This window comes from Corynebacterium sp. (assembly GCF_030826625.1).
Lineage (GTDB): Bacteria > Actinomycetota > Actinomycetes > Mycobacteriales > Mycobacteriaceae > Corynebacterium.
Genome location: NZ_JAPJNQ010000036.1, coordinates 1 through 22625, shown reverse-complemented (window position 1 = coordinate 22625; position 22625 = coordinate 1). Strand labels below are relative to the sequence as shown.

At 54.9% G+C, this 22625-nt stretch carries 20 protein-coding genes and 1 pseudogene; 7 read left to right on the top strand and 14 right to left on the bottom strand.

Annotated elements, in window-relative coordinates:
* The first annotated feature begins 444 nt into the window (after positions 1-444).
* From RCH87_RS05985 to RCH87_RS05975, 3 genes are all read left to right on the top strand, one after another.
* Positions 445-741, top strand: coding sequence for a hypothetical protein (locus RCH87_RS05985; protein WP_306515813.1), 297 nt, complete (start codon positions 445-447; stop codon positions 739-741).
* A 494-nt stretch (positions 742-1235) separates the two neighbouring features.
* Positions 1236-1607, top strand: coding sequence for a hypothetical protein (locus RCH87_RS05980; protein ID WP_306515812.1), 372 nt, complete (start codon positions 1236-1238; stop codon positions 1605-1607).
* A gap of 172 nt (positions 1608-1779) precedes the next feature.
* Positions 1780-2322, top strand: coding sequence for a hypothetical protein (locus RCH87_RS05975; protein ID WP_306515811.1), 543 nt, complete (start codon positions 1780-1782; stop codon positions 2320-2322).
* Positions 2323-2977: 655 nt separating this feature from the next.
* Here RCH87_RS05975 and RCH87_RS05970 read toward each other — a convergent pair.
* Positions 2978-3205: a hypothetical protein gene (locus tag RCH87_RS05970; RefSeq protein ID WP_306515810.1), complete on the bottom strand. Its 228-nt coding sequence runs from the start codon at positions 3203-3205 to the stop codon at positions 2978-2980.
* Positions 3195-3344, bottom strand: a complete 150-nt coding sequence (locus RCH87_RS05965) for a hypothetical protein (protein WP_306515809.1) — start codon at positions 3342-3344, stop codon at positions 3195-3197. Before RCH87_RS05965 ends, RCH87_RS05970 begins: the two co-directional genes overlap by 11 nt.
* Before the next feature lie 364 nt (positions 3345-3708).
* Between RCH87_RS05965 and RCH87_RS05960 the strand changes: the two genes are divergently transcribed.
* The gene (locus tag RCH87_RS05960) at positions 3709-4080 is read left to right on the top strand and encodes a hypothetical protein (protein WP_306515808.1); all 372 of its coding nucleotides are present in this window, start codon (positions 3709-3711) and stop codon (positions 4078-4080) included.
* Between the two features lie 41 nt (positions 4081-4121).
* Here RCH87_RS05960 and RCH87_RS05955 read toward each other — a convergent pair whose 3' ends face one another.
* The 7 genes from RCH87_RS05955 to RCH87_RS05930 all read right to left on the bottom strand — a co-directional run bounded on the left by RCH87_RS05955 (position 4122) and on the right by RCH87_RS05930 (position 11813).
* Entirely contained in the window at positions 4122-4349 is a 228-nt protein-coding gene (locus RCH87_RS05955; protein WP_021352245.1) for a hypothetical protein, read from the bottom strand.
* A gap of 331 nt (positions 4350-4680) precedes the next feature.
* Positions 4681-4908 carry a hypothetical protein gene (locus RCH87_RS05950; protein ID WP_018120099.1) on the bottom strand — a complete coding sequence of 76 codons (228 nt, stop codon included), beginning with the start codon at positions 4906-4908 and terminating at the stop codon, positions 4681-4683.
* Positions 4898-5032 (bottom strand): hypothetical protein, encoded by a 135-nt coding sequence (locus RCH87_RS05945; protein ID WP_306515807.1) that lies wholly within the window; start codon positions 5030-5032, stop codon positions 4898-4900. The genes RCH87_RS05950 and RCH87_RS05945 overlap by 11 nt, the downstream gene beginning before the upstream one ends.
* 407 nt (positions 5033-5439) lie before the next feature.
* Positions 5440-9672, bottom strand: coding sequence for a type ISP restriction/modification enzyme (locus tag RCH87_RS05940; RefSeq protein ID WP_373690933.1), 4233 nt, complete (start codon positions 9670-9672; stop codon positions 5440-5442).
* A gap of 14 nt (positions 9673-9686) precedes the next feature.
* A complete protein-coding gene (locus RCH87_RS10405) occupies positions 9687-10385 on the bottom strand; it encodes a DEAD/DEAH box helicase family protein (RefSeq protein WP_373690932.1) in 699 nt (232 codons plus the stop codon).
* Positions 10386-10476: 91 nt separating this feature from the next.
* The gene (locus RCH87_RS05935; RefSeq protein WP_306515806.1) at positions 10477-10641 is read right to left on the bottom strand and encodes a hypothetical protein; all 165 of its coding nucleotides are present in this window, start codon (positions 10639-10641) and stop codon (positions 10477-10479) included.
* A 227-nt stretch (positions 10642-10868) separates the two neighbouring features.
* A complete protein-coding gene (locus tag RCH87_RS05930; protein WP_306515805.1) occupies positions 10869-11813 on the bottom strand; it encodes a restriction endonuclease in 945 nt (314 codons plus the stop codon).
* A 59-nt stretch (positions 11814-11872) separates the two neighbouring features.
* On the opposite strand from RCH87_RS05930, the gene RCH87_RS05925 reads away from it, so the two are divergent.
* Positions 11873-12244, top strand: coding sequence for a hypothetical protein (locus tag RCH87_RS05925; RefSeq protein ID WP_306515804.1), 372 nt, complete (start codon positions 11873-11875; stop codon positions 12242-12244).
* Positions 12245-12298: 54 nt separating this feature from the next.
* Positions 12299-14923 carry a DNA polymerase I gene (gene polA, locus RCH87_RS05920; RefSeq protein WP_306515803.1) on the top strand — a complete coding sequence of 875 codons (2625 nt, stop codon included), beginning with the start codon at positions 12299-12301 and terminating at the stop codon, positions 14921-14923.
* Between the two features lie 34 nt (positions 14924-14957).
* Here polA and RCH87_RS05915 read toward each other — a convergent pair whose 3' ends face one another.
* The 5 genes from RCH87_RS05915 to RCH87_RS05895 form a co-directional block, all read right to left on the bottom strand.
* On the bottom strand, positions 14958-16622 hold the full coding sequence (locus RCH87_RS05915; RefSeq protein WP_306515802.1) for an SIP domain-containing protein: 1665 nt from the start codon (positions 16620-16622) through the stop codon (positions 14958-14960).
* A gap of 16 nt (positions 16623-16638) precedes the next feature.
* Positions 16639-18336: an ABC transporter ATP-binding protein gene (locus RCH87_RS05910; RefSeq protein ID WP_306515801.1), complete on the bottom strand. Its 1698-nt coding sequence runs from the start codon at positions 18334-18336 to the stop codon at positions 16639-16641.
* The gene (locus RCH87_RS05905) at positions 18333-19289 is read right to left on the bottom strand and encodes an ABC transporter permease (RefSeq protein WP_284589300.1); all 957 of its coding nucleotides are present in this window, start codon (positions 19287-19289) and stop codon (positions 18333-18335) included. The genes RCH87_RS05910 and RCH87_RS05905 overlap by 4 nt, the downstream gene beginning before the upstream one ends.
* Positions 19279-20208, bottom strand: a complete 930-nt coding sequence (locus RCH87_RS05900; protein ID WP_018120114.1) for an ABC transporter permease — start codon at positions 20206-20208, stop codon at positions 19279-19281. Before RCH87_RS05900 ends, RCH87_RS05905 begins: the two co-directional genes overlap by 11 nt.
* A gap of 116 nt (positions 20209-20324) precedes the next feature.
* Complete coding sequence (locus RCH87_RS05895) at positions 20325-21920, bottom strand: ABC transporter substrate-binding protein (RefSeq protein ID WP_306515800.1); 1596 nt, start codon at positions 21918-21920, stop codon at positions 20325-20327.
* 559 nt (positions 21921-22479) lie between these two features.
* Between RCH87_RS05895 and rpsA the strand changes: the two are divergent.
* Positions 22480-22625: pseudogene (gene rpsA / locus RCH87_RS05890) on the top strand (30S ribosomal protein S1); the annotation flags it as partial.

Genomic DNA, 22625 nt, shown 5'->3' with positions numbered 1-22625 from the left:
AGAGGCAACGGATTCAAAACCCGTCCAGTGTGAGTTCGAGTCTCACCTGGGGCACCATAACCAGCGGAAACGCTGAAAATGGACATTAAAACTTTGTTGGTGTCCATTTAATGTCCATAATTAAACCAGCCTCCTCACGTTAAGATGATAGGTCTGGAATGGCTCACCTCATTATTAGAGTATAAATTCGATAATAAGTATTTAAAGAGAATCAAGCCTCAAACATGAGTGAACACTGCTTTTCTTAACGTTGTTACCAGTTGGGCCAAGGGGTTTTGCCCGGTCATCTCCAGTTGGGTCATGGTATGACGTGCTCCCCACTAGTCAGAAACTGTTTTCTCAGTCCAACTAATGGGGGTATGTCAAAGGGTAGGGTCTTTGAGGGCATTCGTTGCCCACACCCGGTTTTGAAACGTCGAATGTGAAACGAAATGGTAGGGCACGATGGCATCAGAATTGGTTAATCAGATTGAATATGATATGTGGGATGCAGTTGCGCCCCTAATGCGCCCTGTCGTTTCCGAGTTTAGTTGGGTTGATGGGTTTGAGGACATGGAATATGGCGGTTACCCAGCGATAGGCGTTGCGAGTTTGCTGAATGCAGCAAATGCGCCTTTGCCTGCGGAAGCTGTGGAAATAATTGAACGGTTTATTCCGCGCCTACAAGAATTCAACGGTGATGCGTCTATTGTCGCTGCTTTTTTGGTAAAGGCGAAGCAGCGCGTCGGTGTGTCTGCTTAGCTTTGTGTAATTGAGATGGCGCCACCTTGGTGGGGGTTGGGTAAGGTTTGATTCCTTACTGGTGCACTAGAAACCCCCTGTTGTCGGGTGTCCCGGGGGTGGACCCTGATGGCGGGGCGTGAACCAGATCTTTATTGGGCGTCCTGTACGAGGGGTGGCGAAATTCGCACGAGGAGATGATTTGCCGGTTAAGGGTTAATCATTTTTGGTTGGTGTGATGCGCTGTTCCCGACGACGATTGTCAGCCATCTGGTAGTTCCGGCGGCCTGGCCTCACATAGTGCCGCAAATTGATACAAGGATGAATAATGATGGGGATTCATTTATGAGTCTACGGCGTTCTGAAGAATGGACCATCCTTATAACGGTGACGGCTGTGTCGATGACGGCGATCTCATCGCGATGTTTTGGGAATACATGGAAAACGGTGGGAGCAGGTCAAACTGAAGGAAATAGTTTGCGACGTTGAAGTATGTGTGGAGGTAATATGTCAAGATGTCTGATCGGTATAAGGAAATGGGCTTAGAAATGCTGCCGAATAAGCATTATGACTCTTGGTCGGATGAACCTCGGTCTGGTCTTGCTATGGTGTATCGCACTCGGGATAAGGTTATCCCGGTTATTTGCGATGAAAAGCGGATTTTCACTTGTGATAATTCGCCCGTAGATGCTTCTTATTATGACTGGCCTGTAGGCAATGATCTGCAACGTTTAATTATTGATTGTGCGGATAATGATCTTACGGTGCCTGAAGCATTGGCTGTTGTCCGCGAAAAATGGGGTCAACCCGATATTGAGATTAAGGTCGATGATGTCAATACCGCTGGCCCTGCGATTCGTGAAGCTCTAGGCATCGACGCTGCATAGACAACTTATGTAGGTTTACATGGCCACCTCTGTTTTTACGGGGTGGCTTTTGTGCTATCTGGTGACAGTTCGTTGAGGTTCGATTCCTCTTTAGCGCGCAACCCCCACACCACATCAGTTGGTGGCGGGGGCTTTTTCATGCCCAAAAATAGATAACCCAGGAGGTTACGCAATGGCAGAAGAAACTAACGCCACCAACGACGGACACAACGAAGCCGCCGAGGTGGCCCAGCAGAACCCCACCCAGGAGGAGGGGAACTCAAAGCCGGAACGCACCACCGAGTCCTACCAGCAAGAGCTTGAAAAATTACGCAAGGAAAACGCGAAATACCGCACCGAGCGTAACGAATATCGAGCCGACGCTGAAAAGTTCCGCGAAATGCAGGACGCCGAGAAGACAGAGCTGCAGCGCGCCCAGGAAGCCCTGGAAGCAGAGCGCAATAAAGCCACACAGTTCCAGGTGGAGCTTGCCCGGTCGAAGGCACTGTCAAAGTACGGAATCTCGGAGGACAACGCAGACCTGCTTGGCTCGGACCCGGAAAAGTTCGATGACAACGCGAAGCGTCTCGGGGAGCTGCAAGCGCAGGCTGCTAAGCGTGCCGCACCTCCGTCAGATTACCCGGTGGAGGATTTGAAGCCAGGTGCTTCCTCGAAGAAAGATGCCCCGGATTATTCGTTTCCTGATGCGTGGCCGGTACACGGCAAATTCGTATAACTAACAAGGTTCCTTAAGGAGGGATTTTTGTAATGTCCGCTTTCCGGGGCAGGCCCTGTGCCGTACGGGGCTGGAACGGTCTACGAATAATGGCGATATGCCGTTGCACCTGGCCTCGACTCGCGCGGGCCATGGGGGATTCTCAGCGTTCTGGTGCGCCGAAGTTTCCTCGGGGTGGTCAGAGCAAAAAGATTGTTGACGCCGTGCGTGGCCTTTTAGAGGCTAAGGAGATCAACGCGAGGAAGAATGGAGATAAGCGTACAATTCTTGGTCAGGTCCCAAACTGATGCTGGAGCGGCTGCACGGCTTTTTGAGGTAGTTGTTAGCTCGGTAGAACAAAAAGTTGTCCTGTTTGGTCCAGATTCTGATGAAGTGGTTGCCGAATCAAACGGCCACTAAGCAAAGGTGTTCGCTTATCTAAGTATTAATTTTAAGCACCCTATTTTAACGGGGTGGTTTTGTGTTACCTGGTGACAGTTCGTTGAGGTTTGATTCCTCTTTAGCGCGCAACCCCAACACCATTTGGTTGGTGGTGGGGATTTTCATGCCCAAAAAATAGATAACCCAGGGGTTTTCGCAACGATGCGCAACCGTGGCCGGGGAACCGTTTAGAACGACGCACCGATAGCAATTGGGAAAAGATTGGAGGATAATGCTACTGGCGTAGCTGAGCTGGAGATCCTGGCAGGTTCGCGTGCCATTTGCGCACCTCGTCTGCCAACCACAGTCGCGTGCGGCCCAAAATCGCAGCCACGTGTTCTGGAGTGTGGTGGTTGGCGGAGTAGTTTCGCCACGCTGCGTAGCTCACTCCAATGTGGCCGGCGCAATCAGCGCCGGTCCACAGTTCTTGGCCAGTGTCTGCGTCAATGATCTTAGGCCGCATGGTGTTGCCTTTCTAGCCATTGCTCGCGGGTATCCAGGGCTAAGCACACGATCATGGATGCAAGTGCTGCGGCGGTAGCCCAAGGTGATGCTTTGGTGATGATGAATAATACGCTGATAAGCGCGGTGATGGTTGTCATAGCGCAAGTCCTTTCTGTATTGTGAGGGGGTGGCCTCCACGGCTGGGTAATTGGGTTATCCAGCCGTGGAGGTTTTCTAACCCCACTGACGGTTTACTTATTCCACTTTAGTGGGTTTGAGGCTTTCCGGCGATGCAGGTGATCTCACGGCGACGTTTTGGGAACGCATGGAAATGGCGTTAGCAGGTCTAGCTGTCGGAGATAGCTTGTGGAGTTTCCGGGACTGGAGGCCAGCCCAGAACGAGTTTGTTCTATCTGTTTTTCGCAGGGCGGAGCTACTTCCTAGCAAGTAAATTGGTAAGGAAGTAGTGGGTGAATGAGTGATATTTTGGCTACGACGTATATGCGGAGGTGATCGGTCGAGATGTCTGATCGGTATAAGGAAATAGGCTTAGAGATGCTGCCGAATAAGCATTACGCAGCTTGGTCGCATGAGCCTCGGCCTGGTATTGCTATGGTGTATCGCACTCGGGATAAGGTTATCCCGGTTATTTGCGATGAAAAGCGGATTTTCACTTGTGATAATTCGCCCGTAGATGCTTCTTATTATGACTGGCCTGTAGGCAATGATCTGCAACGTTTAATTATTGATTGTGCGGATAACGATCTTACGGTTGCCCAAGCGCTGGCTGTTGTCCGCGAAAAATGGGGCCAACCTGATATTGAACTTAGGGTCGATGATGTCAATACCGCTGGCCCTGCGATTCGTGTAGCGCTAGGGATGGGGACTGCTTAATAAGGATCCTATGCGAGATCTAGCGGAATTACGGATTAGCACTATTTGCGTAGTTGATGGGGAGATCCTGGCCGGTTTGCGTGCCACTCGCGCACCTCGTCCGCAAGCCACAGTCGCGTGCGGCCCAAAATCATGGCGACGTGCTCTGGGGTGCGGTGATTGGCTGAGTAGTTACGCCACGCTGCGTAGCTCACTCCAATGTGGTCGGCGCAATCTGCACCGGTCCAGAGTTCTTGGCCGGTGTCCGCGTCAATGATCTTAGGCTGCATGTTTCCGCCATTTCTGCACGATCTGGACGGTCTCAATTGTGAGCGTAACCGCAATGGCTGCCATGACTATCCAGAATATTGGGGTGTTCCCTAGGGTAACTGCGATAAGTATCGCGAGCACGATTAGTGCGTTGGAAATTTTAGACATGATGTCCACGGTGTGTCCTTTCTGGGTTGTGGTATTTTGAGAGGGGGCTTAGCTATCTAGCTCCAGCTTTTTCATCTCAATCTTATGATTTGAGATGAAAAAGCTGTCTCTATCGATAGCCGCCAGCGGGAATCGCTCCGAACCAAGCGTCGCTGACAACTGGGAAACGGTTGGAGGATAACGCTACCGGCGTAGCTGGGCCGGAGACCCGGGCCGGTTTGCGTGCCAGTGCTTAATATCCTCGGCAAACCACAATGCGCTACGGCCATCGAGCATGGCGACAGGGTCGGGCGTGCGTCCATTCGCGTAGTAATTCGCCCACGTGCGCGTGGTGATGTCGCAGTGTTTGGCGCACTCTACGGCTCGCCAAAGTTCCTTCCCGGTGTCTGCGTCAATGATCTTAGGCTGCATGGTTTTTCCTTTCGTTGCTGTCGATGGCGATACCGACGGTAAGGAAAGCAGGAATGAAAAAAGCACTAGCCCCGGCAAGTGCCATGATGGTTGCTGCAGCGGTGCAGATGAGTGTAAATCGCATGGTTTTCCTTTCGTGTTGTATGGTGAAGGGGTGCCCGGCCATCCTCTTTATGGCCGGGACTTTTTGTGGCTATTCGGCACTACTTGCGAGTATCGAGCCAGATCAAAATCATTACGATCAGTGTGATTGTCGCGATGATGTCTGTGTAGCTGACATTTTCAGTTCTTCTATTTAGTTGTTGTAGCGCCTTTCGGTCTGATAATAATCATTCTACCGCACTGGTACGGTATTAGTAAACTGGAATTAAATTAAATTTATGTCGTTTTCCAGCACTCAAAACACATTCAAAACACCTCTGGCTGCTATCAGGTTGGAAATTGGTTTATGCCAAAAGGCAGGCGAAAATGAAGGATTATTGCCAGGTACTACCTGTTAAAATCTGGCTACTGCAAAAAATCCGCATCCCCTTATTCCTCAAGACCATCAACAATCCGCACGGTCTCCATCGCCACGCGCGTGACCTTGCCAATCAGGTCCACGATATAGCGCGGGTTGCCTACCTCATCGGCCCAATCATTCGGATCATTCACAATGCCGGAGGTCTTGTCTTTCTTCACTTGATACCGGTCAATCAACCATGCCACCGCAGAGCGCGAGCCCAGCATGTACTCATCAGCCTCTGCCGGAATGCTGGAGATGGTCACCTGCTTGTTGTAGATCAGCTTGGTCACATCATTGACGTTCTTGCCCGTTTCCGGATCCTTGCGCTTGGCCCACTTCATCTTCTGCACACGCCAGGTTTCACGGTTGGACTCATCACCCTTAACCTGAATATCCAGCGGCCAGGGTTCCACGGACTCATAGTTCACGTGCAAGTCAATGAGTTCTTTGCCAGCTGCAGCAAACTTATCGAACTCCGCACGCGAGTTTGGTGTTTCAATGTGCGGCAGCATCTTCTTCAAATCCGCCGCATACTGCGTGCGATAGTCCGGATCATTCAATTTTCCATACACGAAGTGGAAGATGTCATCACCAGAGACGTCTCTGCCCAACGCATCCCGGTAAATCTGCTTAATCTCATCCGTGATGTTGTCTACCCGCACATACCCGTCAACAACCTCACCGACTTGGCCGTAGACACTGGCTTCGCCCTGCTTGACGACGTTCCCCTCGCCGAACAGACCACCGTCATCAGCATCAACTGGAGACCAGGTGAAGCGGGTAAAGAATTGGCCGGCGTTACTTCCCCACATTGCAAGATCTGGGATGAGATCTGTAGCTATGGCTGAAAAAGGTTTTGCGCTACCAGGGTTCACAATATAGAAACCGATATTGGAGTGCTCTGGGGTCGGGAACATTGACAGGAGTTGACCTTGAACCTCGTTCAGAGCCTTATCGAAATATATGTATTGCCGACTAAAAGGGCGATACAGCATTACCCGCTGGTTGACGTTAATAAATGGAATTTGCTCATTGCGAGCCGCCCTTTGTCTCAAGCCTCGGGACCAACTTATCCGTTGTGGGTCTTTCAGCTCGCCATGCTCGCTGAGAAAATCAGTAACCTGCTTCTCATTAGAAATTCCTTGACGTTGGCGAATAAGTGATACCGCGTGGTGATAGCTTTTTAAGAGCGCATTAACCGATAGGTAAATTTGATCTTTACTATAACTAATAGTCCAGAAATCCCGGCTCGTACCAACCCCATTCGAGTATGCGTCGAAAATCGACAGATCGGATAGAGACTTGCTACTGATTAGTGGCCAAGTCGCAAACTCCTCAGAACGTTGGTTTAGCCAGTCGCCTTCTTTGTTCGGTTCGATAGTCTGCCAGTCAATGGTTTCAATTGCAGAGGAATCGACAATACTCAGCTTCTCTTCAGCGGTGAGATAGTCGCCGATGTCTTGGTAGTGCAGCTGGAACCCAGACTTTGTGGGATCTTTGATGCCAACCATGATGGCTACAGTATTGCGGGACCCAGAACCGAAGACTTTTCCGCCTTCTTTGCGGGACTGCTCACCAGCGGTGCGTTGGTTGCCGCGCAGGTTAAAAACATAAAGATCGGTGAAGTCCTCGGCCATCGACAAGCGCACGCCATCACCCGTATTGCCATCAATCCACCCGCCGTTCGATACGAAAGCAACGACACCCTGGTCACCGATGCGGTCGGTCGCCCATCGGAAAGCGCGCAGGTAAGAGTCGTACAAGGAGTTCTTCAACTGAGCCGTAGACTTCGCAGCGTAAGTCTCTGCAATGCGTTTATCTAGGCTCGGATATTTCTGATTGGCGTTCAGGTCGTTGGCGGACTTTTGGCCCGCGGAATACGGCGGATTACCAATGACCACGTTGATGGGTGCATTCTTTTGCCGCTCGATGGTGGCGTTATTTTCGCGGAAGATGTTGAGGTCCGGGATATCGCCGTCTTCGTGGACTTGGAAGGTATCAGCAAGCGCGATATTCGTAAACGGTACGTAATCCGGGGCTGGTTCACCGTCGCGCAGCGCGGCTTCCTCACGCAAGGCGTTGTAGGTGGTCTCGATATTCACCGCAGAGACGTAATACGCCAACAGCATGATCTCGGTGGCAAAAAGCTCGTTGGCGTATTTGCGTGCTAAGTCTTCTGGTTTGATGAGCCCAGACTGCAACAGGCGCACCATAAACGTCGAGGTCCCGGCGAAAGGATCGAGGATGCTCACGCCTTCATCGCTAAGCCCCTTGCCAAAGTGCTTGCGGGAGACCTCATCGGCAGCACGCAGAATAAAGTCCACGATTTCCACTGGGGTGTAGACAATGCCGAGTGCCTCAGCTTGCTTCTTGAAGGCCTTGCGGAAGAAACGCTCGTACAGCTCCTTAATCACCTGCTGCTTACCAGAGGCCGAGGTGACCTCAGAAGCACGCACGCGCACGGACTCGTAGAATTTCTCCAGCGGCTCGGTTTCGCTTTCCAAATAGGAATCCTGCAGCGCATCCGTCATGCGCTGCATCACCTGGGCAACTGGGTTGTATTCGATGAAGTCGTGGTTATCAAACAAGGCGTTGAACACCGGCGCGGTGATCAGGTGCTGCGAAAGCATGGAAATCGCCTCGGCTTCACCGATACCGTCATTCAAGTTATTGCGCAGACCGTCGACAAAGTCATCGAACTCCTTGCGCAAGTGCTTATCCGCGCCGTCGACAAGCTTAGTAATGCGGGTGACCTGGTTCTCCGCGATCTTGGCCACGTCATCGGCCCAGTCTTCCCAATACGTGCGCGAGCCCACCTTATCCACCAACTTGGTATAGATGGCCTCTTGCCATTGCTCCAAGGAAAACAGCGCGATCTGCTTCGCTGTGTCTTCGTCAGTGGGATCATTGGTCGGGGAGGGAGCAGGATCGTCGCTCGGCTTTATCGGGTTAACCACTGGGTCCACGACAACCGGTAGCTCGTCTGGGTTGCCTTCGTTCAACGCGATGGAGTTGATCTTCGCATTGAAGCGATCATCGTGGGCACGCAGCGCGTTGAGGATCTGCCAGACCACCTTGAAACGCGTGTTATCGTTCAGCGCCTGCGATGGGCTCACCCCAGGAGGCACCGCGACCGGCAAGATGATGTAGCCGTAGTCCTTGCCTTCCGCCTTGCGCATCACGCGGCCGACAGACTGCACCACATCCACCATGGAATTGCGCGGTTGGAAGAAGATCACCGAATCCAGCCCCGGTACGTCCACGCCTTCCGACAGGCAACGGGCGTTGGTCAGAACCCGGGATTCCGTCGGGGCAATATCCGCTTCCAGCCAGTTGATCCGCGAAGAACGCTGCATCGCGTTCATGGTGCCGTCGACATGCTGGGCGGCCACGGACACGTCGGTGTTGTGCAGGCTGATGTCATTGAGCGCTGCGTGCTGGTGCAGCGATTCCTGGTGGGCGGCTACCAGGGCAGGGAAGGAATCTGCGATCTGTTTGGAATGCTTGATGTCTTTCGCGAAAGCCACCGTGCGCTGCATCGGCTTGGCATTAACCTCGAAGCCGTCCTTGGTGCCCTGCAACTTGCCGGAGCGTTTCGCCAGTGCATTCCACGCGCCGATGATCGCCGAGGCCGTCGTGAGGTTCACTAATTGTCCTGGGGCGTTGGCAAGGGCTTCTGCGGCGACGTCCTCGTCGACCGTCATCACCAACACCTTGTAGTCGGTGAGCAACCCGCGCTCGACGGCTTCGCCAAAGCCTAACCGGTGAAATTCCGGGCCGTAGACGCCTTCATCATCCATCGAGGCGAGCTCAGCCGAGTGGTCTGCGGCTTTGTCTTTCACATCGTCGTCGAAAAGCTTCGGCGTGGCCGTCATGTACAGGCGCTTGTTGGCCTTGATGTAGTCGGCTTCGTGGATGCGCACAAAGTTGGAGGCGTCCTCACCGGCCAAGGTCACACCAGTGGTACGGTGCGCTTCATCGCAGATGACCAAGTCGAAATCGTCGAGGCCGTTGCGCTGCGCGTCGTGCACAGTCGGCAGCGACTGGTAAGTGGAAAAGACTACGTGGAGACCGGCAGAATGCTTGCCGGTATCGAATACTTCCGCTAGGCGCTTACCATTGGTAGATACCGGAACTTCCAGGTCATAGGGTGCGATGTCCTCGGCATTCTTGCCAACCTTGGTATCCGAACACACCGCGAAGCTGCGCATGTCCACCGTGGCCTGCGCAGTCCACTCACGCAGGGTTTGCGAGAGCAACGCGATAGACGGAACTAGGAATAATACCCGGGCTTTACCCCCCCCCCGTTTTCGCGGGCGAATTGCTCAGCTAGACGCAATGAGGTGAACGTTTTACCCGTACCGCAGGCCATGATCAGCTTGCCGCGATCATGGGTAGCGAAACCAGCCAAGGCTTTTTCGATAGCCTCAGATTGGTGCTTACGTGGCTGGAAAGCTTGCTTACGCTCCAGTTTCACTTGGATTTCTGAGCCAGGGAATGCCACATCCCAGTTCACCGGGGCAGAAGCAATATCTGCGATACCGATACGGCTGGTTTCAATGATTTGGTTCGCCAGCGCGGCCTCGGCATTCGAGGACCACTTATCCGTCGTCGAGATGATATAGCGGTGCGAGAAATGTTCCCGGCCGTTTTCCGTTTCGAAGGATTTTCCAGAGGCCTCGAAGAAGGAGTCGATGTGGCCTTTTTGGATGCTGGTGGTCGGCTTATAAAACTTCGCCTGGATGGCGACCCAACTGTCATCAGCCACGCGGTGGGCCACCATATCGATGCCCGTGTCAGTTTGGCCGTTGTTATAGCGCCAATCGGACCAGCGGCAGACCTCATCGAACTGCTCGGCCAGCGATGGTGTGGTGCGGAAGAAGTTCACCATGAGTTTTTCGAAGGCAATACCGTACTTGCCCTGCGGTTGATTCTCACGTAGCTGGTCCAGAACTTCTTCAAACGTAGCCATGCACCGATTATGCCTTACGAGGTTGCGGGTCGAGGTGCTTGGTGCACTTTGCTCAGCCTATGGTTCCTGGCCAGTGCCCGCGTTAATGATTCTATGCTGCACTGTCTTTCTTTTTGGAGGAAGTGGCCGTCGCTAAGTTGTAGCCAGATAGTGCCGCGAGTGCCACGACTATCCCCCAGATCGGAGAATCAGCAATGATCGAATACGTTGCAGCAACAACGATTCCTCCTAGGGCGGATGCTTGTTTTAAGGTCATTGTGTTGATTCCTTTCATTCAGGTCCCACAAGTATGGGGACCATTCGGGATTTAATTAGCGTCGCAGCTGTTTCGGTGATCCTGGGCGATTTTCTTGCCATTTTTTTTGATTTTTGCGAACCACAATGAGCTGCGCCCATCGAGCATGGCAATAGACGCTAGAGTACGTCCATTAGCATACGTGCGGGGACGTCGACTGCTCAGCAAAAATGGTTTTGCGTTACACCTTAGTCAAACTTGTTGAACCACCGAAGATCCACAGTGGGCCGCAACTTAACCCCTGATTCACCATCCGCACGAATTAGTTCTGCGAGACGGTCACCGCTAATGAGATCTACTGTGGGTACCGATGCCGTAGCAGCTTTGCGGGCTGGTTCTGTGAATCGGCTCAGGGTGACGATAATGGCGCGCTCCGCCCCCTTAGTTTGAGCATCGCGCTGGAACAGTGCCACCGTTTCGCGGCCGATAGGTTTATCCGGTGCATAGCGTTTGACTTGTACTGCCACACGAGAAGAAAGCACTGAACTGATTGGTGCTGTACCGATGGCATCGACGCCTTCGTCACCAGAACCGCCGGTTTGTTGCAGGTGTAGGCCTTGTCGCCGAAGCAAATAGATAACAAACTTTTCGAAGCCGTCCGGAGATAGCTGGTGGAGTCGTTCCAGCAGCTGACTCTTCCAATCTCTATCCATTTCTTCGTCGTCGGAGTCTTCGCGAATCTCTGCATCAGAAATATTGTCTTCCACTTCAGAGTCTGCAGTTTTCGCTTCTTTTTCTAATTTCTTCCGCTGCCGTTGTGCTCGGGAAATCTCTCGATCAAGGTCTTGAACTTTGTCGAAAGCATTAACTTCCGGAAGCTCAAGAAGCTCTTCGCCTTTATCGGTGAGCAAATACATTCCTTGCCCTGGTTGTTCGAGCACACCAATTCGTTTAGCCGTAGTACGAGCCCACCCAATGCGGTCAATCAGCACAGAGAGATTTGGGCGAGTCGGATAAGTAATTTGCTGAAGGTCTTCTGAACCCGGGACTAGCTCCAATACGTGCTCGGTAATTTCGTTAGCCCTGGCAGATCCGCCTAAAATTTGCACTGCTTTGAGGACAGGGACAACGAGTTGCTGGTGTGTGGGGATTCCTTGGTCGGTGAAAGACTTATGTGATTCTGAAGCGCTCATTCTTCCATTCTCGCAGAGCTAGAATGCCAGGGAAGAACACGGCGAAAGGTAACACCCCAATGCTTCATCCCTACCGCGTGAACCTGGACTGGCTCTGGGGCACACCTCCTGGGAACGACGGCACCCCGGCTACAGTGCGCGCAGCCGTTACCGGGGGAGAGGCCTGTGCCCTGGCCGCAGCCTGGTTGGAAAGCTTGTCAGCCGACGAAGACGGCAACCGCGGCGAAGGCGGCTGGGGCGCACGGTTGGTACACGTCGACGAGTACTCGCGCCGGGCCATCTTGGCAATCACCTCCGCAGGAGAAGACGTTGCCGACGGCATCGAAGACGGCACCGATAACCTGTACTGCTTTCTCGCCGAACGGGTGCGCGGTTTGACGGAACCTGAACTTAATGTGGAATGGCAGGAGGGTGACCGTCGTCAAGCATAACGGGGGCAGGAGGGCGACCGTCGGTACGAGTAACAGGCGGCTAAAGTGTAGGGCATGAAACGCCTCTTGCTCATCGACGGACACTCCATGGCCTTCCGCGCTTTTTACGCACTCCCGGCAGAAAATTTCTCCACCGGCGGCGGCCAGCACACCAACGCGGTCTACGGATTCCTCACCATGCTCACCGGCATCGTCGGCGATGAAAAACCCGACCACATTGCGGTGGCCTTCGACGTCGGGCGCAAGACCTTCCGCACCGAAAAATTCCCGGATTACAAAGCCCAGCGCGCAGCCACCCCAGAAGAATTCAAAGGCCAAGTCGAGCTCATCCGCGAAGTCATCGAAGCACTCGGCATCACCACGCTCTCAGTCGAAAACTATGAGGCCGACGACATCCTCGCCACCCTGGCCACCGCGGCCGGGGCACAGTCCGGTGAATACGAAACCCTGATCGTCACGGGCGACCGCGACTACCTACAGCTGGTGAACGACACCACCACCGTGTTGTACCCCATGCGCGGAGTATCCAAGCTGCACCGCTTCACCCCAGATGCCGTAGAAGAAAAATATGGCTTGAGCCCGCAGCAATACCCGGACTTCGCAGCCCTACGTGGCGACCCATCCGATAACCTGCCCAACATCCCCGGCGTCGGCGAAAAAACCGCGCAAAAATGGATCAAACAATACGGCAGCCTGGATGAGCTGATCGCACACGCTGACGACATCAAAGGCAAAGCCGGCAACAGCTTCCGCGAACGCATCGAACAAGTGCGCCTCAACCGTGAACTCACGCAAATGATCACCGATATGCAGCTTTCGCACAGCCCGGACGATCTTTCTTTCGCCGACGTCGATGCCTACCAAGTCGCCGCGCATTTCGACGACCTCGAATTCGGCCCCAACCTACGCGACCGCGTACTCGGCGTGTTTGGCGCTGAAGCCGAGATTGACGACACCCCAGAGCTGCCTGCGATCACACACGACGAAGCCACACTCACCGACTGGCTCGCCGAGCACACCGACGGCGTCGCCATGTTCGTCGACGGCAACGGCGCGCCGGGCCAGGGCGATGCCACGGCTATCGCGCTCGTTGACACGAACCGGCAAGGCATCACGGTGGTGCTGGAAGATCTTTCCGCCGACGAAGACAAAGCCCTGGCAGAATGGCTTGCCGACGACGACGCCAGCAAATACCTGCACGAGGCCAAAGCAGCCTTCCACATGCTGGCTGGCCGCGGCTACCAGCTGCGCGGCATCAGCCATGACACCGCGATCGCCGCCTACCTGCTGCGCCCGGGCCAGCGCGGCTATGACCTCGCCGATGTGTACCAGCGCCACCTGCAGAAAACCCTGCCGGGCGGGGAGAGCGAGACCGAGCAGCTGTTAGAAAAAGCCGGGGCGATCCTGGAATTGGCCGAGCTGCTCACCGCCGAGCTGCTGAAGATCGAAAGTTTCGAGCTGTACCGCGACCTGGAGCTACCGCTGGTACAGATCCTCGGAACGATGGAAGCCACCGGCATTGCCGTCGACCGCGACGTGCTGGACGAGCAAGCCGAGACTTTTGCCGATATGGTGCGCGAAGAACAAGACGCCGCCCGCGAGCTGGCTGGCGATGCTGAGCTGAATTTGAATTCGCCGAAGCAGCTGCAGAAGGTCTTGTTCGAAACGCTGGACCTGCCGAAGACGAAGAAAACCAAAACCGGCTATTCCACCGCCGCCGGTGAGATCGAAGCCTTGGCCGCGAAGCACCCGCACCCATTCTTGGACCGCCTGCTGGCCCACCGCGAATACCAGAAGATGAAGACCACCCTGGAAGGCTTGTCCAAAACCGTGCAAGGCGACGGGCGCATCCACACCAGCTTCCACCAAACGGTGGCCTCGACAGGCCGGTTGAGCTCGTCCGATCCGAACTTGCAGAATATCCCGGTGCGTACCGAGGCTGGACGGAAGATCCGGTCGGCATTCCAGGTCAGTGAAGGTTTTGAAACTCTGCTGAGTGCGGACTACTCCCAGATCGAGATGCGCGTGATGGCGCACCTTTCTGGCGATCCGGGGCTGATCCAGGCCTACCAAGAAGGCGAGGACCTGCACAACTACGTCGGCTCGCGCGTGTTCGACGTCCCAGTGGAAGAAGTCACCCCGGAGCTGCGCCGCCGCGTTAAGGCGATGTCTTACGGTCTGGTCTACGGGCTGTCCGCCTACGGGTTGTCGCAGCAGCTGAATATCCCGCCGGGTGAGGCGAAAAAGATCATGGAAAACTACTTCGCCCGCTTCGGTGGGGTGAAGCAGTACCTGGATGAGGTCGTCGACAAGGCCCGCCACGACGGCTTTACCTCCACTGTGTTTGGGCGCCGGCGTTATTTGCCGGAGCTGAACTCGGATAACCGGGTCGCCCGCGAAAACGCCGAGCGTGCCGCGCTAAACGCGCCGATCCAGGGAACCGCCGCGGACATCATCAAGGTCGCGATGATTCGCGTCGACGACGCGCTGCGGGAAGCGAAGTTGCGGTCCCGGGTGCTGTTGCAGGTGCACGACGAGTTAGTCGTGGAAATCGCGCAAGGCGAGCTGGAGCAGGTGCGCGAGCTGGTGGAACGCGAGATGGACCAGGCAATTACGCTGACCGTGCCATTGGAGGTTTCCACCGGTTCGGGCACCAACTGGCAAGCCGCCGAACACTAGGCGGCGCAGCCAGGCGGGTGGAGGCTCGCTGGTTTTAGCCAGCGAACTCGAAGACCCGGTACTCGGCATCGTGCTTGTCGACGCGCGGTGCCGGCAAGCCCGCAGCACCGAAGAGGTAATACAGCTCTTCGACAGAACGCAGGTGGTCGCCGTAGAGCGCGAAATTGATCAGTTCTTGTTCCGCATTGCCCGCAGCACCGGCGTCGCCGGTTGACCGGCACTGGCACGCAAGCCGCAGCGCGCGCTGTGCAACGCGGGTGTTCTGCTGGTGTTCGCGGTGCAATTGCCGCAGGTATTCGATGGCTGCGGCATCATCGCGCTGGGCGAGTGCCGCGGTAATGGCGAGTGTCTGCTCGCTTGCCGGGGCCGGTGCAGCGTCTGTAGCCGATTCAGTGTGAGCCGCAAGGCCGGGGTGCTGGCCGTCGACAAGCGCTTCGTGCAGATGCGCCAGGCCAGTGACCACCTCATTCGTGCGCGGGTGATCGGCGCTGAGTTGGTCGATGGTGTTTGCGTCGGCAAGCACGCGGCCAGTAGTGCTCAACTGCCATTGCTGTGCGCTGTTGCGGGCAACCAGATTGTGCGTTTCCAAATACGCCAGCAGTGTGGCCAGGCCAGCAGGCTGGGTGTTCGTGGCAACGGCGAGTTCTTCGGTATCGCGCGGTGCGGTGGATAGTGCGGTGCCCAGCCCGATGGTCACGGCCGTACGGATGGCGAAAGGTGCGACGAGATCCGCGAGTGCTGCAAAACCGAGTTCTTGCACAGCAGGCGTGGAAGCCGCCTGCCCTGCGGCGGCGGGTGAAACCTCGGCCTGCCGCGTTGGTTGTGCGGCGGAAGTCGTCGTGGCGGCTGGCTCTGTGGCGCTCGTGATCTCAGTTGGCTGCGTGCGGTTAGCGCGGTAGCGGTCTTTCTGCTTACCGGACTTCCAATAGCCACTAAGGTGCATCTGGTCTTTGCGCAGACCTTTCTCATGCTGCAACCAGCGGCGAATCGGCTTCAAGCTTGCGGATTCTCCCGCCACCCACGCGAATGGTTCGCCATCCCACCAATCGGTGCTAGTGATGGCGTCGTAAAGCACATTCGGGTTGTCACGCACCAGCCAGGTGATCTCTACGCTTTCGGGCTGCACTAAATCCTGCCGGTGCGAATCCGCATCCACGGCGATGAAAAATTTGCCGCGCTGTCCAGCCGGCCATTGCTCCAGCCAGCGGCTCATGGCGGGCAGGGCAGTGGCATCACCGGCGGCGAGAATCCAATTCGCACCACTCGGATGTGAAGCGGTGGATTTCGGGCCTGCGATCTGCAAGGTTTGGCCCACCTGCGCCTGGCGTGCCCAGTCGCTGGCAACACCAGAACCGTGCAGCACGAAATCAACGTCGAGCTCGCCACGGGAGGCATCGTAGTTGCGCACGGTATAGGTGCGGCGCGTGCTGCCGGAATTTTTCGACGGCCACACGATCTTGCCGTCGCGCTGCTCCGGGCCCTGCGGAGTACGGCCGGGGGTGGTGGAGAAAATTAATTTGATGGAATCGTCGAAATTATCCGAACGAAACGCTGGCACGGGATACCCGTTATCTGCGGTATGCGCGGCGAGCTGCTCGCCGCCCAAAGTCACCCGGCGCATGCCGTCGGTGACATCGCGCACGCGCAGTACCTGCAGATAACGTGTGCTCAGCGAATAAGACTTGCGGTGACGGGCCATACCGCAAGTCTAGCTTTTATTTCATGCCCGAGCCGAGCTTGATGGACAAACCTGGAACCGAGTTAATCAGCTCCTTGGTGTAATCCTGCTGTGGGTCGTCGAAAATCTGCTCTGTTGGGCCGCGCTCCACAATCTGCCCGCTTTTCATCACCACGACGTTATCGGCAGTTTGGCGCACCACTGCGAGATCGTGGGTGATAAACAGGTAGGACAGCTGCAGGTTCTGCTGTAGCTCATTGAGCAGCTCGATGACCTGGTTTTGCACCAGGACGTCCAGTGCAGACACGGCTTCGTCGAGCACGATAACTTCTGGTTCCAGCGCCAGAGTGCGTGCAATCGCGATGCGCTGGCGCTGACCACCAGACAGCTCGTTGGGGTAGCGGCGCATAGCGGAGGCTGGCATGGCCACCATATCCAGCAACTCGGCTACACGCTTTTCGCGAGACTTCCGGTTGCCGACCTTATGCAGCACCAGCGGTTCCTCGATGGATTTGTACACCGAATACATCGGATCCAGCGAACCATATGGGTTTTGGAAAACAACCTGCAGCTTGCGGCGCAAGCGGAAGATCTCCTTGGCAGACATCTTCTGCACGTTCTCGCCCTGATACAAGATCGTGCCCGAGGTCGGCTCCAGCAGGTTCAGCACCATATTCGCCACGGTGGATTTACCAGAACCGGATTCTCCGACCACTGCCAAAGTTTCACCCTTGTGCAGTGAGAACGAGACATTGTCGACGGCTTTGAACATCTCGCCGCGCTTACCACGCACCGGGAATTCTTTGGTGAGCTCGTCTACGCGGATGATCTCTGAATCCGCGTTCTTGCTCTTTGTCTCTGCTGGTGCCGAGGCCGCTGGGTCTACCTGCGCGGTGGTGTGCGTACGCTGCGAGGCCATCAAGGGTGCAGCGTTGACCAAGCGCTGGGTATATGGGTGGTGTGGATCTTCCAGGATTTCCCGCGAAGGTCCGGCTTCTACAATGCGTCCGCGGTGCATCACGATCAGGTGCTCGGCGCGCTCTGCCGCCAACCCCAGGTCGTGGGTAACAAATAGCAGGGCAGTGCCGTGCTGATCAGTCAGGGTTTTCAGGTGGTCCAGGATCTTTTTCTGCACGGTCACGTCCAACGCGGAGGTCGGCTCGTCGGCAATGAGCAAACGTGGGTTCGCTGCCAAGCCAATACCGATCAATGCCCGCTGACGCATACCACCAGAAAACTCGTGAGGGTACTGGTTCGCGCGCGATTCTGGATCAGGCAAACCGGCTTCTGCCAGCAGCTCGTTAACGCGTTTCTTCACCTCGGAACTGGCGACGACATTGTTTGCTTTGAGGGACTCCGCGACCTGTGTGCCGATCTTCCATACCGGGTTCAGGTTGGACATGGGGTCTTGTGGCACCAGGCCAATTTCGGAGCCGCGCAGCTTCTGGATCTGCTTTTCGCTCATGTCGTTGATCTTCTTGCCATCAAAGATGATGGAACCGCCGGTGACCGCACCGTTTTCGGGCAGCAAACCAAGAATCGACATCGCGGTGGTGGATTTACCAGAACCAGACTCGCCGACGATCGCGACGGATTCACCCGGATAGATATCGAAGCTCACACCACGGACGGCTTCGACCACACCGGTAGACGACTGGAAAGAAATCTTCACGTCGTCCATGCGCAGCAACGGCTGGGCCGCTTGCTCTGTGGAATTCTTCTTCGCAGAACTCATCGTTTCCTCGCTTTCGGGTCTAGGGCGTCGCGGACGACATCGCCCATGAGGATGAAGCTCAGCACGGTAATCACCAGTGCTCCGGCCGGGTAGAACAGAATTTCAGGTCGGGTACGCAACGAGCTTTGTGCCGAGGAAATATCGCCACCCCAGCTCACAACCTCAGGCGGTAACCCGATACCCAGGAAGGACAAGGTAGCTTCGGCAACGATGAACACACCGAGTGCGACAGTGCCGTAGACAATGATTGGAGCCGCGGCATTAGGCAGGATGTGTTTGGTCAGCATGGTCCAGCGCGAGGCACCAAGGGAGCGGGAAGCGGTAACGAAGTCTTCATTCTTCACGCTCATCACACTTCCACGGGCAATACGAGCGATATTCGTCCAGCCGAATAACGACAGCACCAGGACCACAGACCATAGTGAGCGTGATTCGCGGAACATTTGCATGACGACGATTGCTGCCAGCAGCAGTGGCACGGCGAAGAAGACGTCGGTAAAGCGAGAAAGGACCGAATCCACCCAGCCGCCGAAGAAGCCGGCGGTTGCGCCAATGACGGTACCGATGATCATGACCATGGCGGTTGCAAGAATTCCTACGGCCACCGAAGCGCGTGCGCCATAAACGGTGCGGGCATAAATATCGCACCCTTGACGGTCAAAGCCAAATGGGTGACCCGAAGTTGGATTACCCAGGGAATTGGATAATTCACAAAAGCGTGGATCAGTCGAGGTAAACAGCTGCGGGAACAGTGCCAAGGCGATGGTGCACAGAATCAAAACTGCCGAGACCCAAAATAGGGGACGTTTGCGCAGGCTAGCCCAGGCTTCGCCCCATTGGGAGCGTGGCGGGCGGTCGTCGTTGACGGCGTCGACCGCGCCCAAGCCTTGTTCGTCGGTGTCTGCGACGTAGCGCTCGAGACGCGGGCGTTGGAAGTAGTTCTTATTTGTCATAGCGAATCCTTGGATCGAGCACGGCGTACATCAAATCGACCAGCAAGTTGGCGATGATGTAGACGATGACCAGCACGGTGGTGATGGATACTACGGTGGCGGGTTCACCACGGATAATCGCCTGGTACAAAGTGCCACCAATACCGTTAATGCCGAAGATTCCTTCGGTAATGATGGCACCGCCCATCAGAATGCCGAGGTCGGCGCCAATAAAGGTAACCACGGGAATCATGGAGTTCCGCAGCACGTGGCGGGTCATTACTGAGCCTCCTGACATGCCCTTGGCGCGAGCAGTGCGCACGTAATCTGCCCGGAGATTTTCCGATACGGATTGCCGGGTCAAGCGGATGACATAGGCCAGCGATACTGCACCCAGCACGATGGCGGGCATGAGTAGCTCGAGGAAGGTTTCGTTACGACCGACCGTGACGGGTAACAAGCCCCACTTCACACCGACGAAAAATTGCATCACGAAACCGATCACGAAGGATGGAATCGCAATTACCAGGAGAGACAGCACCAAAACGGTGGAGTCGAAGATTCCGCCGCGGCGAATCCCGGCAATGAAACCGAACAGCACACCAAAAATGGTTTCGAACACGACAGCCATTACTGTCAGTTTGATCGTCACCGGGAAGGCATTGGCCATAAGCGATGAGACTGACTGACCAGAAAAGGTCGTGCCAAAATCAAGGGTGAAAATTCCTTTGAGGTAGAGCAGGTACTGCACGAGGAACGGCTTATCCAGGTTGTATTCTTCCTGGATACGCTGCCGGGCAATATCACTGAGACCACGGTCGCCGCCGAGGGCTTCGACGGGATCACCTGGCATCAAGAACACGAGGGCAAAAATCAAGAATGTGGCTCCGAAAAAGACTGGAACCATTTGCAAGACTCGGCGCCCTATGTAATGCAACATAGGTTTTTCCTTAACTTATAACGGGCGAAATCCGGTCAGTCGCATTCGGACTGACCGGATTGACGTCGCCTTAGTGTAACCTATCTGAGTGTTTTGTAACACTCATTAGCTTTTTCTTAAGACTTGGTGATGGCGTAGAACACTGGAATTCGGTTCCATGCGAATTCTACGTTCTCGACAGCTTCGGAATATCCGGCCGCAGCGTTGGAGTACCACATTGGGATTGCTGGAAGGTCCTTAAAGAGGATCTTCTGTGCTTCCGAGTAGAGCTTGGTAGCTTCTTCGGCGCTTTCTGCCTGCTGTGCTTCAGCCAACTTGGCATCGAATTCTTCACTCGAGTATTTACCGTCGTTTGAGCTACCACCCGTGGCAAAATTCGGTTCCAGGAAGTTACCCAAAGATGGGTAGTCGGCCTGCCAACCGGAACGGAAAGCGGTGTCGATGCTTCCGCTCGTGATGTCATCGCGCAGACCCTTGAAATCAGGGTATGGGTTGCCGATCGCATCGATTTCGAGGTTATTCGACAACTGGTTGGTGAGGGCATCAACCCACGCTTGGTGGCCACCATCGGCGTTATAAGCGATTTCGAACGTGCCGTTGAACTCGCTGATATCGTTGGCCTGCTCCCAGAGTTCTTTCGCCTTTTCAGGATCGAATTCAAGAACCTCATTGCCCTCTAGGTCCTCTTCATAACCAGGGATAACAGGGGAGGTGAAGTCCTTGGCTGGGGTAACGGTGTCACGGAAAATCGTCTTGGAGATTTCTTCCCGGTCAAAAGCGAGGGAGATGGCTTGACGGCGAAGTTTGCCTTCTTCGCCCTCGAAGTGCTCTAGCTCGCTCGGGATTGTGAACGCCTGGAAAATTGCGGATGGCTGCGAGATTGCCCGATCGCCCAGCTCGTCTTCAAATTGAGACAATGCGGATTCCGGAATGGAGTCAATGACGTCCAGGTTTCCGGACAGCAGATCTGCATAGGCGGCATCCTGCTGGGTGTAGATGCGGAAGTCGACGCCGTCGTTTTGTGCTTTGCGGTCGCCTTCGTATTCCTCATTAGGAACGAGGAGGATGTTTTCGTTGTGGTTCCACTCAGCGAGTTTGTATGGGCCATTAGCGATTGGTTTTTCGCCGTAGGCGTCGATGTCGTCAAATGCTGAAGGATGCAGCGGTTTGAATGGGCCGTAGCCGAGACGTTGCTCAAAGTCAGCGGTTGGCTCGGAAAGCTCAATGGTGAAGGTCTTGTCGTCTTCGACGGTCAGACCTTCCATGGACTCTGCGCCTTCTGCATAACCTTTGATTGGTGTGAAGAAAGACTCCTGGAGCAACGATTCCGAGACTGTGTAGTTCCAAGCATCGACGAAGTCATTGGCGGTAATCGGGGTGCCGTCTTCCCACTTGGCATCTTTCAGTTTGACGGTGTAGGTGCGGTCGCCGTCGAAGTCGATGCTTTCAGCGAGGTCATTGTGTGATTCGCCCTCGGCGTCGTAGTAGGTCAGTCCCGAATAAAGGAACTGAATTGCGGTTCCGCCGCCAGCCTCGTTGGTGTTTCCTGGAACCAGCGGGTTTTGTGGCTCTGTGAGGTTGGCAAGCACGTAGTTGGTGCTGCCTTCAGCACTGCCGCCAGCACTGGAGCTTCCAGAATCGTCGCTGCAGGCAACCAGTGTCAATGAGAGCCCGGCAGCTGCCAGCACTCCGATGGACTTCGTCATCTTCATTACATTCTCCTGTGAGTGTCGAATTCAAAGCTCCACGCGATGACGTCAATTGGCGACTGAAATATCACTGCAAGTACATGTAAGTAGTTTTGCCGAGGTGAGATCGCGGGATTGCGCAAAGTATAGCAGTGACTGCCCTCTCACTGAAATTTTCGTGTGTGTTGATTCACCTATTATTTAGCCAAGCCTAAATTGTTGAACAACTTTGGGGTGATAGGTTTTAGTGAGGCATGTCTTGACCTGTGGGGATGTAGTTAACACCAGGGTAGTGTTAGAGAGTTGTGTCTGGAGATTGGGTTTTAAAAAACTTCCCTGCTCCCACCGGAAAATAGAGAACAAAAGCTTGCATAGCTCACTGAACGGGTTTATGCTTTGTGGGGCATGTCTATGCGTTAGAAGTGCGTGAACTCTGATAGGAAGTTTGACGCGCTTGTAGCGCGAGATCGTGAGCTTGCATGATGGTTTGAACCGTTTTTTGGTTCAGCGCCTGAAGCGAAGCCCGCGAGAGACTGCGAATGTACACAATCGATTTCCTATCCATTTCGGAGCACGCAATAATATGACAGCTTCTAAGGCCCCTCAGGTAGCCGTAAACGATATCGGTACCGCTGAGGATTTTCTCGCCGCGATCGACGAGACCATCAAGTACTTCAATGACGGTGACATTGTCGAAGGCACCGTCGTCAAGGTCGATCACGACGAGGT